This is a genomic window from Leifsonia sp. McL0627 (assembly GCF_058244615.1).
The window spans coordinates 554852-570328 of record NZ_JBZCGM010000006.1 but is presented as its reverse complement, the minus strand read 5'-3'; the positions used below and the strand labels follow the sequence as shown (position 1 = coordinate 570328).

13 protein-coding genes, 1 tRNA gene and 2 pseudogenes are annotated in these 15477 nt (G+C 68.0%); 5 read left to right on the top strand and 11 right to left on the bottom strand.

Annotation, left to right across the window (positions count from 1 at the left end; all coding sequences use genetic code 11):
* Positions 1-64: 64 nt before the first annotated feature.
* From ftsX to prfB, 4 genes are all read right to left on the bottom strand, one after another.
* The gene (ftsX, locus tag AC37TH_RS18715) at positions 65-970 is read right to left on the bottom strand and encodes a permease-like cell division protein FtsX (RefSeq protein WP_490765844.1); all 906 of its coding nucleotides are present in this window, start codon (positions 968-970) and stop codon (positions 65-67) included.
* Entirely contained in the window at positions 967-2208 is a 1242-nt protein-coding gene (gene ftsE / locus AC37TH_RS18710; RefSeq protein WP_490765843.1) for a cell division ATP-binding protein FtsE, read from the bottom strand. Before ftsE ends, ftsX begins: the two co-directional genes overlap by 4 nt.
* Positions 2209-2305: 97 nt before the next feature.
* Positions 2306-2743, bottom strand: coding sequence for a GNAT family N-acetyltransferase (locus AC37TH_RS18705; protein WP_490765842.1), 438 nt, complete (start codon positions 2741-2743; stop codon positions 2306-2308).
* On the bottom strand, positions 2740-3855 hold the full coding sequence (gene prfB / locus AC37TH_RS18700) for a peptide chain release factor 2 (protein WP_490765841.1): 1116 nt from the start codon (positions 3853-3855) through the stop codon (positions 2740-2742). The genes AC37TH_RS18705 and prfB overlap by 4 nt, the downstream gene beginning before the upstream one ends.
* A 72-nt stretch (positions 3856-3927) precedes the next feature.
* On the opposite strand from prfB, the pseudogene AC37TH_RS18695 reads away from it, so the two are divergent.
* From AC37TH_RS18695 to AC37TH_RS18680, 4 genes and pseudogenes are all read left to right on the top strand, one after another.
* Positions 3928-5183 (top strand): annotated as a pseudogene (locus tag AC37TH_RS18695) (MFS transporter).
* Positions 5184-5297: 114 nt separating this feature from the next.
* Positions 5298-6335, top strand: a complete 1038-nt coding sequence (locus AC37TH_RS18690; protein ID WP_490765840.1) for an LLM class flavin-dependent oxidoreductase — start codon at positions 5298-5300, stop codon at positions 6333-6335.
* 16 nt (positions 6336-6351) lie between these two features.
* Positions 6352-6433 (top strand) — tRNA-Leu (locus tag AC37TH_RS18685).
* A gap of 163 nt (positions 6434-6596) precedes the next feature.
* A complete protein-coding gene (locus tag AC37TH_RS18680; RefSeq protein ID WP_490765839.1) occupies positions 6597-7322 on the top strand; it encodes a DedA family protein in 726 nt (241 codons plus the stop codon).
* Positions 7323-7417: 95 nt separating this feature from the next.
* On the opposite strand, the gene AC37TH_RS18675 is transcribed toward AC37TH_RS18680, so the two are convergent.
* The 4 genes from AC37TH_RS18675 to murI form a co-directional block, all read right to left on the bottom strand.
* Complete coding sequence (locus AC37TH_RS18675) at positions 7418-8320, bottom strand: cation diffusion facilitator family transporter (protein ID WP_490765838.1); 903 nt, start codon at positions 8318-8320, stop codon at positions 7418-7420.
* Between the two features lie 172 nt (positions 8321-8492).
* Positions 8493-9092: an RdgB/HAM1 family non-canonical purine NTP pyrophosphatase gene (gene rdgB / locus AC37TH_RS18670; RefSeq protein WP_490765837.1), complete on the bottom strand. Its 600-nt coding sequence runs from the start codon at positions 9090-9092 to the stop codon at positions 8493-8495.
* Positions 9092-9847, bottom strand: a complete 756-nt coding sequence (rph, locus tag AC37TH_RS18665; protein WP_490765836.1) for a ribonuclease PH — start codon at positions 9845-9847, stop codon at positions 9092-9094. The genes rdgB and rph overlap by 1 nt, the downstream gene beginning before the upstream one ends.
* A 35-nt stretch (positions 9848-9882) precedes the next feature.
* Positions 9883-10701 (bottom strand): glutamate racemase, encoded by an 819-nt coding sequence (gene murI / locus AC37TH_RS18660; protein WP_490765835.1) that lies wholly within the window; start codon positions 10699-10701, stop codon positions 9883-9885.
* Positions 10702-10756: 55 nt separating this feature from the next.
* On the opposite strand from murI, the gene AC37TH_RS18655 reads away from it, so the two are divergent.
* Positions 10757-12064, top strand: coding sequence for a nicotinate phosphoribosyltransferase (locus tag AC37TH_RS18655; protein ID WP_490766093.1), 1308 nt, complete (start codon positions 10757-10759; stop codon positions 12062-12064).
* Between the two features lie 53 nt (positions 12065-12117).
* Here AC37TH_RS18655 and AC37TH_RS18650 read toward each other — a convergent pair.
* The 3 genes and pseudogenes from AC37TH_RS18650 to AC37TH_RS18640 all read right to left on the bottom strand — a co-directional run bounded on the left by AC37TH_RS18650 (position 12118) and on the right by AC37TH_RS18640 (position 15116).
* Positions 12118-12403 (bottom strand): annotated as a pseudogene (locus tag AC37TH_RS18650) (DUF3039 domain-containing protein).
* Between the two features lie 104 nt (positions 12404-12507).
* Positions 12508-14085, bottom strand: coding sequence for a hypothetical protein (locus AC37TH_RS18645; RefSeq protein WP_490765834.1), 1578 nt, complete (start codon positions 14083-14085; stop codon positions 12508-12510).
* A complete protein-coding gene (locus AC37TH_RS18640; RefSeq protein ID WP_490765833.1) occupies positions 14061-15116 on the bottom strand; it encodes an ABC transporter ATP-binding protein in 1056 nt (351 codons plus the stop codon). Before AC37TH_RS18640 ends, AC37TH_RS18645 begins: the two co-directional genes overlap by 25 nt.
* Between the last annotated feature and the right edge of the window lie 361 nt (positions 15117-15477).

Below are 15477 nucleotides of genomic sequence, written 5' to 3'. Positions count from 1 at the left end.
CTCCTGAATGATGTCGAATGGATGCCGCCCGGCGGACGCCGGGCAGCCACCCAGTCTATCGCGACTAGACCTTTAGATAGCGACTGATCGCGAAGTTCGCCGACGCCGCCGCCAAGACCACCCCGACGAGCAGGAGCAACGGCGCCACGACGAGCGCATCCCCGTCCCCGACGAAGTTGATCGATTGGATGCGTTCAGACAGGAATCCGCGCACGAAGAAGTGCACGATCCCGTACACCGCCCCCGCCGCCAGGATCGAACCGATCAGTGCCGCGAACACGCCCTCCAGGATGAACGGGGTCTGGATGAACCTGTTCGACGCCCCCACCAGCCGCATGATGCCGAGCTCCCGTCTTCGCGAGAACGCCGAGAGTCTGATGGTGGTCGCGATCAGCAACGCCGCCGCCACGAGCATCAGCGCTGCGATACCGATCGCGGTGAAACTGGCCGCGCGGAGGATGGAGAAGATCTGGTCGAGGTAACTTCGTTGATCGACCACGCTCTGCACACCGGTGGCGCCGGACAGCGTCTCGGTCAGGACAGCGGAGTTGCTCGGGTCTTTCAGGTTCACCCAGAACGTCTGCGGGATCATCTCCGGCGTGACGAAGTCGGCGATCGAGTTGCCCTTGAACTGCTGCTTGAACTGCTCGTAGCCCTGCTTCTGATCCTGGAAGTAGAACTTCTGGATATACGGCGAGAGCTCCGGCGACTCGAGCTGCTGCTTCACGGCGGCGATGGTCTGCTCGTTCGCAGCGCCGCCGACGCAGTTGTCGGTCGAGGTGCACATGTACACGGCGACCTGCGCCCTGTCGTACCAGTACGTCTTCATCTGACTGATCTGCATCTGCAGCAGAACAGCCGTCCCGACGAAGGTCAGCGAGATGAAGGTGACGAGGATGACCGAGATGACCATCGAGACGTTGCGGCGCAGCCCGTTGGCTGCCTCCGACCAGATCAGACCGAATCTCATTTGGTCGGCCCCACATTCTGCTCGCCGTCGCGGTCGCTGTCGTCCCGCAGACCCCGGAGGTCGAGGTTCGCGGTGAAGTTGAGGTGGTCTGGGAGGTCCTCGCTCGCGGGCGGAGGGGGCGGCGGCGTTGTCGGCTGCGCCGCCGTCGCGAACTGCACGGGAGCGGGATAGTGCGAAGGCGAGGGCTGCTGTGACTGCTGCTGCTGCTGCGCGACGGGAGCCGGCTGAACGGGTGCGGTCTGCTGCTGCACAGGCTCCGGATGCGCGGGGGCAGCCTGCTGGACAGGTGCCGGCTGCTGCGTCTCACCGAGGGCGGATGCGGTCTGCTGCGGTGCGGCCTGGACGGGTACCGGAACGCTGACGGGCCCGGCGGGGTCGGAAGTAGGGACCTGCGGCCTGGTCATCGGCTGCTCGAAGGTCGGCTGCTGCGGCGCGTACGCGGGCTGCTGCTGGGCGTACACCGGCTGCGGCGCGGACACCGGCTGCGGCGCGGAGGCCGGAGCCTGCCGCGCATCCGGAGCCTGGTTGGCGGCCTGCAGCGTCGGGACGGCGGCGGTGACGCCGTACCCTCCGTGCCGCTCGTCGCGGACGATCTGGCCGTTGACGAGCTCGATCACGCGGCGCTTCATCTGGTCGACGATCGCCGCCTCGTGCGTGGCCATGATGACGGTCGTGCCCCCGGCGTTGATGCGGTCGAGCACGGCCATGATCCCCGCGCTGGTGGTGGGGTCGAGGTTTCCTGTCGGCTCGTCGGCCAGCAGCACCTGCGGCTTGTTGACGACGGCGCGCGCGATGGCGACACGCTGCTGCTCACCACCGGAGAGCTCGTGCGGCAGGCGCTGCGCCTTGCCGTCGAGGCCGACCATCTTCAGCACGTCGGGGACGGCCTCCTGGATGAAGCCGCGCGACTTGCCGATCACCTGGAGCGTGAATGCCACGTTCTCGAAGACCGTCTTGTTGGGAAGGAGGCGGAAGTCCTGGAACACCACGCCGATGTTGCGGCGGAAGTACGGGACCTTGCGCGATGAGATTGTGCCCAGGTCCTGCCCGAGCACATGGATCTTCCCCGCGGTCGGCTTCTCCTCTTTGAGGATGAGCCGCAGGCAGCTGGACTTGCCAGAGCCGGACGCGCCGACGAGGAAGACGAACTCCCCGCGCAGCACTTCGAGGTTGATGGCGTTGAGTGCCGGGCGCGAGGTGCCCGAGTACTGCTTGGAGACGTGTTCGAACCGGATCATGACCTCTAGAGACTAAGCAACTCGAGGACGATCCGCAGTAGCGACATACCATTGCGCACCAAGCCTGGACGCGGCCCGAACGCCAGCCGTCAGAGCGCTATCCGGCGAAGCGGAAGGTGTTGGTGTCGCGGCGCACGAAACCGACGGACTCGTAGAGCCGGATCGCCGCCACCCGCGACGGGCGCGACGTGAGGTCGAGCGTCCGGATGCCCAGCTCGGCCGATCGCGCGATCATCGCTTCGAGCAGGCTGCGTGCGACGCCGCGACCGCGGGTGCTCTCGTCGACGACCACGTCGTCGATGTGTCCGCGCACTCCGGTTGGGATCGCGTACGTCACCAGGGTCGCCATTCCGACGATCGCCCCGTCGAGGCGCGCGACGAAGAGGGTCGCGGCCTCGCTGGTCACGACCCGCTCCAGGAGCGCCCTGTCGAAGGACGCGCTCGACGAGAGCTGCGGGAGCAGCGTGACCACTGCATCCACCAGTTCGTCGTCGACGGCCGTCACGGTCTCGACGACGGCGGGGGCGGCGCTCACGCGTCGGCCTTCGCTCCGGCCCGCCAGCGGATGCCCGCCGCGATGAAGCCGTCGAGGTCGCCGTCGAACACGTTGGTGGGGTTGTTGACCTCGTAGTCCGTTCGCAGGTCTTTGACCATCTGGTACGGCGCGAGCACGTAGCTGCGCATCTGGTCGCCCCAGCTGGCCGTGATGTTCCCGGCGAGTTCTTTCTTGGCTGCGGCCTCCGCCTCGCGCTGCAGCAGGAGCAGGCGGCTCTGCAGCACGCGCATGGCGGCCGCGCGGTTCTGGATCTGGCTCTTCTCGTTCTGCATCGACACCACGGTCCCTGTCGGGAGGTGGGTGATGCGGACGGCGGAGTCGGTCGTGTTGACCGACTGGCCGCCAGGGCCGGAGGAGCGGAACACGTCGACCCGGATGTCGTTGTCCGGGATCTCGATCGACTCGGTCTCCTCGATCAGCGGGATGACCTCGACCGCCGCGAACGACGTCTGACGCTTGCCCGCCGAGTTGAACGGGCTCATCCGGACCAGCCGGTGCGTTCCTGCCTCGACCGACAGCGTGCCAAAGGCGTATGGGGCGTCGACCTCGAACGTGGCCGATTTGATGCCTGCTTCTTCCGCGTAGCTGGTGTCCATGACCTTGACCGGGTATTTGTGCTGCTCCGCCCAGCGGAGGTACATGCGCAGCAGCATCTCGGCGAAGTCGGCCGCGTCGACGCCGCCCGCACCGGCGCGGATCGTGACGACGGCCGGGCGCGGGTCGTACTCGCCGTTCAGCAGCGTCTGCACCTCCAGCTCGCCGAGGCTCTTCTGCAGCGACTCCAGCTCCGTCTTCGCCTCGGCGGCAGTGGCTTCGTCGCCCTCGCCGTCGTTGGCCATCTCCACGAGCACCTCGAGGTCGTCGAGGCGACGCTCGATCGTGGTGATGCGCGCGAGCTCGGACTGCCGGTGGCTGAGAGCGCTGGTGACCTTCTGGGCGTTCTCCGTGTCGTCCCAGAGGTCCGGCACTCCCGCCTGCTCGCTGAGCGCGGCGATCTCGGCCGTGAGCGCATCCACGTTCACCACCGAACGGATATCGGCGAACGTGGAGCGCAGTTCGTTGATCTGCTGGGAAAGATCGAGTTCAATCATGTCGCGGACCAGCCTACCGGGGCGGTCCCGCCGCCGGGGGCAGCACGCAACCAGTTGTAGTGTGTTAACGACATGACTTCTGACGAGCGCCCCTTCAGTTTCCGGTCGGTGGCACTCGCCGCATTCCTCCCCACTCTGCTTTTCTCCATCGGTGAGGGCGCGATCATCCCGATCATCCCGATCGCGGCGGGCAACCTCGGAGCGACCCTCGCCATCGCGGGGTTCATCTCCTCCATGGTGATGCTCGGCGAGCTGGCCGGCGACATCCCGAGCGGCTGGGTGGTCTCGCGGTTCGGCGAGCGGACGTCGATGATCTACGCCGCCGTCGTCGCCATCCTGGGCGTGGTGGTCTGCCTGGTCGCGCCCAACTACTGGGTGCTCATGGCCGGGATCTTCGTGGTCGGCCTTGCGACGGCGGTCTTCGCCCTCGCCCGGCACGCGTTCATGACCTCGTACGTTCCGCAGAAGTACCGCGCGCGGGCGCTGTCGACGCTCGGCGGCATCTTCCGGGCCGGCTGGTTCGTCGGACCGTTGATCGCGTCGCTCGTGATCAGTCTGACCGGCTCGACGCAGTCAGTGTTCTGGATCTTCATCGTGAGCTGTCTCGGCTCGGTGATCGTGCTGCTCGTACTGCCTGACCCCGAGACGATGTTCGGCACCAGCCCGGTCACGGCGGCGGAGGACGGCGAGCAGCTGACCGCAGGAGAAGAGGAGGCGGAGGAGCGCACGCACGGGCTGTTCCGTACGATCTGGTCGTTCAAGGCCGTGCTGGCCAGGATGGGCACCGGGGTCGCGCTGATCGGCGCCATCCGGTCGGCCCGCACCGTACTGATGCCGCTCTGGGCGATCAGCATCGGACTCAGCGAGGCGAACACGGCGCTCATCATCGGCATCGCGGGCGCCGTCGACTTCGCCCTGTTCTACGCGAGCGGGCAGATCATGGACCGCTTCGGCCGGATGTGGAGCGCCCTCCCATCGATGCTCGGGCTCTCACTCGGCTTCCTCACGCTCGCCTTCACCCACGAGCTGGATGCGCGGGTCGCCTGGTACATCGGCATCTCCATCTTCCTCTCGGTCGCCAACGGCATCGGCTCCGGCATCATCATGACCCTCGGCGCCGACCTGGCGCCGAAGACCGCCCCGCCCCGTTCCTCGGCGCGTGGCGTTTCGCCGGCGACGCGGGCCAGGCCGGAGCCCCGCTGCTCGTGTCGCTGCTGACCGCGCTCGTCTCGCTCGCCTTCGCGAGCGGCGTCATCGGCGCCCTCGGCCTCGTCGGCGCCGCGGTCCTGGCGCGATACATCCCGCGCTACGTGCCCCGCCGCGCCTGAGGGCGCGCCTGCCCGCGCGCACGCCGCGCCCGCACGACGCGTGGAATAGTCTCGGGGCAACAGTGTTGAGGTGTATGCAAACGCATACAATCACAGCACGGGATGAGGGACATCATGAGCACGAAGCTCGAACTCGGGATCGACACGTTCGGCGACGTCACCAACGACGCAGACGGTCAGCCTCTCCCCCAGGCGCAGGTGCTGCGCAACGTCGTCGCACAGGGCGTGCTCGCCGACCAGGTCGGCCTCGACTTCATCGGCGTCGGTGAACATCACCGTCAGGACTTCGCCGTCTCCGCACCCGAGGTCGTCCTCGCCGCCATCGCGGGCCAGACCGAGCGCATCCACCTGGGGTCGGCAGTCACCGTGCTCAGCTCGGACGACCCCGTTCGCGTCTTCCAGCGCTTCGCCACCCTCGACGGCGTGTCCAACGGACGCGCGGAGGTCATCCTGGGCCGCGGATCGTTCATCGAGTCGTTCCCCCTGTTCGGCTACGACCTCGGCCAGTACGAGGAACTGTTCGAAGAGAAGCTCAGCCTGTTCACCGAGGTGCGCAAGCAGGAGCCGGTGTCGTGGACGGGCGCTCTCCGCGCCTCCCTCGATGGCCAGTCGGTGTACCCGCACCTCGAGCACGGCTTGCTGAAGACCTGGATCGGCGTCGGCGGCAGCCCGGAATCCGTCGTGCGCGCCGCCCACTACGGCCTGCCCCTGATGCTCGCGATCATCGGAGGAGGCCCGATGCGCTTCAAGCCGCTCGCCGAGCTCTACCGCAACGCCCTCGAACAGTTCGGCCAGGATGCGGCGCTCCCGATCGGCGTGCACTCCCCCGGTTTCATCGCCGCGACCGACGACGAGGCCAAGGAGACGCTCTGGCCGCACTACGAAGCCATGACCAACCGCATCGGCCGCGAGCGGGGCTGGCCGCCGGCGACCCGCGCCCGCTTCGAGCACGAGGCTGGAGAGGACGGCGCCCTGTTCGTCGGTTCGCCGGAGACGGTCGCGAAGAAGATCGCGTACACAGCCAACGGCCTCGGCATCGAGCGCTTCGACCTCAAGATCAGCAACGGGACGCTCGGCCACGACCACCTCATGAGGGCCATCGAACTGTACGGCACCGAGGTCGCGCCCCGCGTGCATGAGCTATTGTCGTAGCCGCGTCCAACGCACCGCGGGAGTGGTGAAATTGGCAGACACGCAGGATTTAGGTTCCTGTGCTTTCGAGCGTGAGGGTTCAAGTCCCTTCTCCCGCACTCGCCGAAACCCTGGGCTCGGTAGCACTCAGGGGGCGCAAAGGCCGGACAGGGTCAGACCACAGGATGATCTTTTCTCACAGCGTGCAGATTCGCATGGTCTGTGCAGCAAGGGGCCAGTAAACTCGGCAGCAATCACCCCGACTTCTTCCCCTGGAGAACCTTGATCCATCACGCTGGACTCATTCCCTGGCTCGACCCGCACACCATCATCGATGCGGCCGGTCCGTGGGCACTGGTCGTCGTCGGTGCGATCGTCTTCGCGGAGACCGGCCTGCTCGTCGGGTTCCTGCTGCCTGGCGACACGCTCCTGGTGATCTCCGGACTCCTCACGCACACGGCGCTGGTCTTCGGCATCGACATCTGGTGGGTCTGCTTGGTGATCGCGTTCGCTGCGTTCCTCGGCGGTGAGGTCGGCTATCTGATCGGGCACAAGTTCGGGCCGAGAGTGTTCGAACGCAAAGAGAGCGGTCTGTTCAGCATGGAGAACGTGCGTCGCACCAATGCGTTCTTCGACCGGTTCGGCGCCCTCGCCGTGATCGTCGCCCGCTTCGTGCCGATCGTGCGCACGTTCGCGCCCGTCGCCGCAGGCGTCGGCCACATGAACTACAAGAAGTACTCGCTCTACAACGCCATCGGCGCGCTCCTCTGGGGCGCAGGCCTCACCTATTTCGGCTTCCTCATCGGCTACATCCCGCCGGTCGCGAACTTCGTCTCCAGCTACATCGACATCATCCTGATCGGCGCCGTGGTGATCACCCTTGTGCCCACGCTCATCCACTACTTCCAGTCGCTGCACAAGGCGAAGAAGAAGGCTGCGGCCTCAGAGGCAGAAGCGGCCACGAGCACCCCGGCAACGACCGAGGCCCGCCCGACGCCGGAGGCCTAGCCGCTCGCGCGTGGCCACGCACCGCCGTGGCCACGCACCCCCACGTCCACGCAGCGCCGTCACCACCTCACCGGCGCGTCGCCTCCGGGCAGCGCTCAGGCGTGGAACTCGTCCTCGTGGGCGGCGTGCTCCGCCGGCTCCAGCTGGAACGTCGAGTGCTCGACGTCGAAGTGCTTCGACAGGCAGCCGGACAGTTCGTCGAGCAACTCCCCCGTCTTGCTCGACTGGAACACGGACGGTTCCACCACGACGTGCGCCGTGAACACCGGCGCCCCCGACGTGATCGCCCACACGTGAACGTCGTGCACCGCGACCACCCCCGGAGTCTTCCGGATGTGGTCTCTGATCTCCGCCACGTCCGTGTCCGCGGGAGCCGCCTCGCTGAGTACGCGCACCACATCCCGCAGCAGCAGGTAGGCGCGCGGCACGATGAACGCCGCGATCAGGAGGGACGCGATTGCGTCGGCCGGTGCGAATCCTGTGGTCAGGATGACGACAGCCGCGACGATGACCGTCACCGACCCGACCAGGTCGCCGAACACCTCCAGGTATGCGCCGCGCATGTTGATCGAGTGCTCCGCCGCCGGCCGAAGCAGCAGCAGCGCGACCAGGTTGGCGACCAGGCCGATCGCCGCGACGATGAGCATCGGGACGCTCTGCACGTCCGACTCCCCCGACACGAGGCGTCCGACGGCGCCGATGGTCACGACGACCGCCACGACCAGCAGGATCAGCCCGTTGATGAGCGCGCCGAACACCTCGGCCCTGCGGTAGCCGAACGTCTGCCTGTCGCTCGCCGGCCGCGCGGCCACGATGGTTGCGACGAGGGCGACGATGAGTCCGGTCAGGTCACTGAGCATGTGGCCGGCGTCCGCGAGCAGCGACAGCGACCCGCTCAGCCACGCGCCGAACGCCTCGACGACCAGAACGGTCGCGACGATCCCGATCGCGATCAGGAGTCTGGTGCGATTGGCTGCATGCCCGTGGTTGTGACTCATCACCCCCAACGGTATGCAGTGGATGCGCGACCCGCCAGGTCTGAGCCCTAGATAGGAATGAGTGCCGTTCTCATTCTCACGACGCCCCGATCCAGTGGTCCCGAATTGCCGCGCAAACACACACCGCACGGCAATTCGGGACCACTCGATCTGGCAGCGCAGGGTGCGCGCGTCAGCGCGCGGCGGCGACCAGCGCGTTGAGCGCTGGCACGATCGCGGCGAACGCCCTGGCGCGGTGGCTCTCGGCGTTCTTGACGGCGGGGCCGAGCTCGGCGGCCGTGTCGTCATACCCGGCGGGGACGAAGATCGGGTCGTAGCCGTGGCCGTGCGTCCCGCGTGCAGTGCGTGCGATGCTGCCTGGCCACACGCCCTCCACCACCCTCTCCTGCCCGTCCGGGGTGACGAGCGCGAGCGTCGCCGTGAAGTGCGCGCCGCGCGTGCCGTCCGGCAGGTCGGCGAGCTGGTCGAGCAGCAGGCCGAGGTTCGCTTCTGCGTCGCCGTGCGAGCCGGCCCAGCGTGCGGAGAAGATGCCGGGCGCGCCGCCCATCGCGTCCACGCAGATGCCGGAGTCGTCGGCGAGTGCCGGCAGCCCGGTGTGGGCGGCGGCGACGCGCGCCTTGATCAGCGCGTTCTGCTCGAACGTGACACCGTCTTCGACCGGCTCAGGACCGTCGTACGCCACGATCTCCAAGCCGGGGACCGCATCCCCGAGGATCTGCTGGAACTCCGCCGCCTTGTGCTGGTTGTGGGTGGCGAGGACGACGCGCACCATCACGCCTCCGCTGCGCCGAGGGAGACGGCCAGCGCGGTGGTCTGGATGTCGGAGAGGGTCACTGCGCCTCCCACGGCCAGGTCGAGCAGCGCGTCCAGTTCGCGGCGGTCGAACGGCGCGCCCTCCGCCGTGCCCTGCACCTCGACGAACAGGCCGCGGCCGGTGACGACGACGTTCATGTCGGTCTCTGCGCGCACGTCCTCGACATACGCGAGGTCGAGCATCGGCTCGCCGTCGATGATGCCAACGGACACCGCGGAGACGGAGTCGATCAGCGGTGTGGCCTTCTGGCCGATGAAGCGGTGCTCCCTGCCCCATTCGAGCGCGTCGGCGAGGGCGACGTACGCTCCGGTGATCGCGGCCGTGCGGGTGCCGCCGTCGGCCTGCAGCACGTCGCAGTCGAGCACGATGGTGTTCTCGCCGAGCGCCTTCATGTCGACGACGGCGCGCAGGCTGCGGCCGATCAGCCTGCTGATCTCGTGCGTGCGGCCGCCGATCTTGCCCTTGACGGACTCGCGGTCCATGCGGCTGTTCGTGGAGCGAGGGAGCATCGAGTACTCCGCCGTCACCCAGCCTTTGCCTTTGCCGGCCATCCAGCGCGGAACGCCGTTGGTGAACGATGCCGTGCAGAGCACGCGGGTGTTGCCGAACGAGATGAGCGCAGAGCCTTCCGCCTGCTTGCTCCAGCCACGCTCGATCGTGACCGGCCTCAGCTGGTCGGCGGTGCGCCCGTCGGCGCGGATGATGTCGGTCACGGTTTCTCCTCGATAGTGCTGGATGGTCTGGGTGGTCAGGACGGCAGCTCGATCACGCCGGTCTGCACGAGATCGACGGAGGCGACCTGCGGGCCGATGAAGCGGTGCGCCAGGCGCAGGAACGTGTCGGTGTCCGCGCCGGTCGCCTCGTAGTGGATGGTCGGGGCGAGCGGCGAGGTGCGCTCCAGGCCGCCGCCGACGATGGTCCGGTACACGTCCTTCGCCGTCTCCGTGTCGCTCGACACCAGCGAGACGCCCTCCCCCATCACGTAGGAGATCGCGCCCTTCAGGAACGGATAGTGCGTGCAGCCGAGCACCAGCGTGTCCACGTCGGCGTCGCGCAGCGGCTGCAGGTACTCGGCCGTTACCCTGAGGACTTCTTCTCCGCTGGTCACGCCCGACTCCACGAACTCCACGAATCGCGGGCAGGCCTGCGTGAACAGTTCGAGCGACGGCGCCGCGGCGAACGCGTCCTCGTATGCGCGCGAGTTGATCGTCCCGACGGTGCCGATCACGCCCACCCTATTGCTGCGGGTGGCGGCGACCGCGCGGCGTACGGCCGGCTGGATGACCTCGATGACGGGCACGGAGTACCGCTCCCGCGCATCCCGGAGCATGGCGGACGACGCGGTGTTGCACGCGATGACGAGCATCTTCACGCCCTGGTCGACGAGCATGTCGAGCACGTCGAGCGAGAAGCGGCGCACGTCGGCGATCGGCTTGGGTCCGTATGGCGAGTGCAGCGTGTCACCGACGTAGAGGATGGACTCGTTCGGGAGCTGATCCCGGACGGCGCGGGCGACGGTGAGGCCGCCGACACCGGAGTCGAAAATCCCAATCGGTGCATCGCTCACAAGAAGCCACCATACAACGAGAGCCTCGGCGACACCCCGCTAGGCTGGGCGCGTGATGGCCTCCTCCGCATTGCTGACCGACCGCTACGAACTCACCATGCTCGATGCGGCCCTGCTCAAGGGCACACACGACAGGGAGTGCGTGTTCGAGGCGTTCACCCGCCGCCTGCCGGCCGGGCGCCGCTACGGCATCCTCGCCGGCACCGGGCGGCTGCTCGAACTGATCGAGCAGTTCCGTTTCGGCGACGCAGAGCTCGAATACCTCCGCGACAACCACGTGGTGCGGGATGCGACCGTCGACTGGCTGGCGAACTACCGGTTCAGCGGCACCATCGCCGGATACCGCGAGGGCGAGGTGTTCTTCCCCGGTTCGCCGTTCCTCATCGTGGACGCACCGTTCGCCGAGGGGGTCATCCTGGAGACGATCATCCTGAGCGTGTTCAACTACGACTCCGCCGTCGCCAGCGCCGCCGCCAGGATGGTCACCGCCGCCGGCGGCAGGCCGGTCGCCGAGATGGGGTCGCGGCGCGCGAACGAGCGGGCGGCCGTCGCCGCGGCCAGGGCCGCATACATCGCCGGTTTCAGCGCCACCTCCAACCTGGAGGCCGGTCGCCACTGGGGCGTGCCAACGATGGGCACGGCCGCGCACGCCTTCACCCTCCTGCACGACAGCGAGGAGGACGCCTTCCGCGCCCAGGTGGATGCGCTCGGCCCTGGCACGACGCTGCTGGTCGACACGTTCGACGTCGAGAAGGCGATCGACACCGCTGTGCGGGTGGCCGGTCCGGAGCTCGGCGCCGTCCGCCTCGATTCCGGCGACCTGCCGAACCTGGTGCGCAGGGTCCGCGCCCAACTGGATGCGCTGGGCGCCGTGAACACGAGGATCACCGTCACCAACGACCTCGACGAGTTCACCATCGCCGCGCTCGCCGCCTCCCCCGTCGACTCCTACGGCGTCGGCACCTCGGTGGTCACCGGTTCGGGGAGCCCTGCCTCCGGCATGGTCTACAAACTCGTCGCCCACCGCAGCGTCGACGGCACGGGCGAGTGGATCTCCGTGGCCAAGAAGTCGGACGGCAAGGCGACCGTCGGCGGCCGCAAGCATCCGGTGCGGAGGCTCGACGACAACGGGACGGCGGTGGCGGAGGCTGTGCACGTGATCGAGCACGGCGCGCGCGTCGACGACCACGGGCGCGACCTGCTCGTGCCGCTGATCACGGACGGCGAGGTGCACCGCGAGCACCTGGGCGCTTCCGGCACGGCGGCGGCGCGAGAGCACAGGGCGCTGGCCATGGCCGAACTGCCGGATCAGGCGTTCCGCGTCGGGCGGGGCGATCCGGTGCTCCCGACCCTCTACGTCTGAACCGTCGCGAGGCTAAGCCGCCTGACGGCCGATCGCCTCACGGCTGAGTCGCGCTACTCGTCGCGCAGCTTCTCGTAGATCTCTTTGCAGCTGGGGCAGACCGGGAACTTCTTGCGGGTCGCGTCCCGGCGTCCACATCTTGCCGCAGAGCGCCTTGACCGGCTTGCCCGACATGGCCGACTCGAGGATCTGCTCCTTCTTGACGTAGTGCGAGAATCGCTCGTGGTCGCCCGGCTCGATAGCCTCGTTCTGCAGGAGCTCTTCCAGTTCGCGGTCGAGCGTCGCCGTTCCGCCGCCGTCCGGCAGTCCACCGGGTTCAGAGATGCTGTCGTCGTACATCCCACCAGTGTACGTTCGCCACCTCCCCCGATCATCGAGCCCGCACATATTCACGCTTTCCGCCCGGAAAAGCGTGAAGAAGTGCAGGCGCGATTGTTTCGGAGCTAGTCGTTGCGGTTGGCGAAGGCCATGATCTCAGGGCCGCGGCGGTCGAACGCCTTCGCGCCGAGGTAGAGGCCGCCGAAGAGGGCGCCGAAGCCGAGCACGATCGCGGCGACCGGGGCGATGGCGAGCCAGAACGGGCTGATGGTCAGACCGAGCACGAGGAAGACGATGATCGGCGAGGCGAGGATCAAGATGGCGAAGAAGCTCAGCGCCTGCACCAGCGCAGCCGACGCGCCGGAGGTCTGCGGCTGGGCGAACGCACTGTCGCCGGGCTTGGTGGCCGGATACGGGAACAGCGCGGAGAACAGGCTGGAGAGTCCGAGCCCGATCAACAGGATCGCGCCGCTCAGCGCTCCGACCGCCGGAAGCACGGCCCAGTCGCCGTAGACCGCCGCCGTGATCAGCGAGCCGACGATCACGACCGGGATGCCGAACAGGATCGGCGGGAACATCCTGCCCACCCGGTCTGCGATGCCGCGGGTGCCCGAGACGATGTGCAGCCAGACGGCCGTGCTGTCGTACGCGACGTCGTTGTGGATCGTCCAGCCGAGGAACAGGCACACGAGGGGAAGCGGGACGAGGGAGACGTAGTGACTGGGGATGCCGGCGAGCGTCAGTGCGACGATGACGAAGATCGGGACGACGGGGATCATCACGAGCGAGATCCAGTAGCGCGGGTCGCGCCCCCAGTACGTCATCGACCTGGCGGCGATGGCCGCCGTCGGGCCGCCCTTCAGCCGGTCGAACCAGCCCAGGCCGTGGTACGCCTTCGCGTGCGCCTCGCGCTGCGGGGTGACGAGCATCTTCGCGACCAGCGAGGTCCACGCGAGCCACAACAGCCCGACCGTAGCGACCGCGACGACCAGCTTCAGCACGGCGACGCCCCAGGCGCCCTCCGCGGCCTCGCCTGGCACGGACCACACGGCGCCGAGCGGCGTCCAGCCGAGCCACGCCGAGAAACCGGACAGGACCCCCAGCCCGTCTCGCCCCCAGTCGATCGTCATGAGCAGGATGATGACGGGGGCGATGAAAACGATGACCAGGATGCCGATGACACCGCCGAACTCGCGCGACCGGCGCGTGGCGAGCAGGAACGACGCGACCGAGGTCGACACCCGGCTCGCCAGGATGCAGGTCAGCACCAGCAGGGCGGCAGACACGATCGCGATCAGAGCCGTGCCGACATCCCGCGACCATGTGACGACGGTCGCCACGGCGCAGATCGACAGCACGATCGACGGGATCCCGATCAGTGCCGCCAGGAGCAGCCCCGTGGACAACTGCCGATTCGGGATGCCGAACAGCGAGAACGCGCGTGGGTCGAGGGTGTCGTCGACGCCGAAGACCAGCGGCAGCAGGAAGAACCCGGCCACGACGATCGAGCCGACCACCACGAGCACGTGGTGCACCTGCGAGACGTCTGGCACGAAACGGGCGGCGATGAGACTCCCGACGACGATCACCGTGACGAAGAACCCGTAGACCAGCCCCACTACGAGGCCGACGACCTGCCACGGGCTCCGCCGGAAGGCGTTGCCCATGAGGCGCAGCTTCAGTCCGAGAAACTGTGCAACCACTCCATGCCCTCCGCTGCCTTGCGTCCGCCCGCCAGATCGACGAAACGCTCTTCGAGGGTCTGCTCGCCGCGCACCTCGTCGATCGTGCCGGCGGCGAGAACCTTGCCCTGCACGATGATCGCCACGCTGTCGCACACCCGCTGGATGAGGTCCATGCCATGGCTGGAGAGAACGACCGTGCCTCCCGCCGCCGCGTAGCGCTGCAGGATCTCGATGACGTTCGCGGCGGAAACGGGGTCGACGGATTCGAACGGCTCGTCGAGCACCAGCAGCCGGGGAGAGTGGATCATGGCGGCGGCGAGGGCGATCTTCTTCGTCATGCCGGCCGAGTAGTCGGCGACGAGACGGTCGAGGGCGTCTTCGATGCCGAACGCCGACGCGAGGTCGGCGGAGCGCAGACGGACGGTCTTGGCGCTCAGGCCGCGGAGCGTTCCGGAGTAGTGGAGCAGCTGGGCGCCGGTGAGCCTGTCGAACAGCCGCAGTTTGTCGGGGAGGACGCCGATCGCCCTCTTGGCGCGCACCGGATCGCTCCAGGCGTCGATGCCGTGCACGAGCACGCGGCCTGCGTCCGGTCGCAGCAGCCCCGTGACCATCGAGAGCGTTGTCGTCTTGCCTGCCCCGTTGGGGCCGACGATGCCGTAGAAGGAGCCTTCCTTCACTTCGAGCGACACGCCATCCACGGCGACGGTGTCCCCGAAGCGCTTGTACAACCCGGTGACACTGAGCACGCTTTGGCCCGCAGACGCCGCAGGTCCCGCCTGCGTTGCCGGAGCGGCCGGCTGCGCCTCGGCAGGCGCGGCGACCTCGACCGGCGCGGCGACATCGGCAGGCGCGGCGACCTCGGCAGGCGCGACGACATCGGCGGGCGCGACGACCGCATCCACTGTTGCCGTGGTCTCGATCGGAAGCGCGACCTTTGCAGCCCTGGCTTTCGTGGTCCTCGGTGCGCGCGGAGCGGCACTCCGCGTGCTCGAACCGGCAGCGGCGGCCGCCGTCTTGGCCGCGGGAGCACGCTTCGCAGTGGGCTTCACCGCCGCAGTCTTCGGCGGTGCGGAGACCCCGTCTCCGTCACCAGCATTCGCCGCCATCTCGTCCCCCGTCCGCTCCCCAGCGCTTGGCGTTTCGTCCTTCGTTGTCCGTGGAGTCCTCGCCGGAGCGCTCACCGGAATCTGCTCGGTGCTGTCGGATGGCGCTTGCTCGGAACTCACCCAGCTAACGTACCAAGAGCCCCGGGCCTTGGGAGCCCCACCCCGCCAACTGACGAGGTCTCGCAGCCTACGGAAACTCCTGTGAGGAACATAACGACCCAACAACGACATCGGTCAACCCCTGCCCCTCGAAAGGGTGCGCCGGTACTCTGGTCGAGGCATGAAGGGGTGTCGATACGCGTAA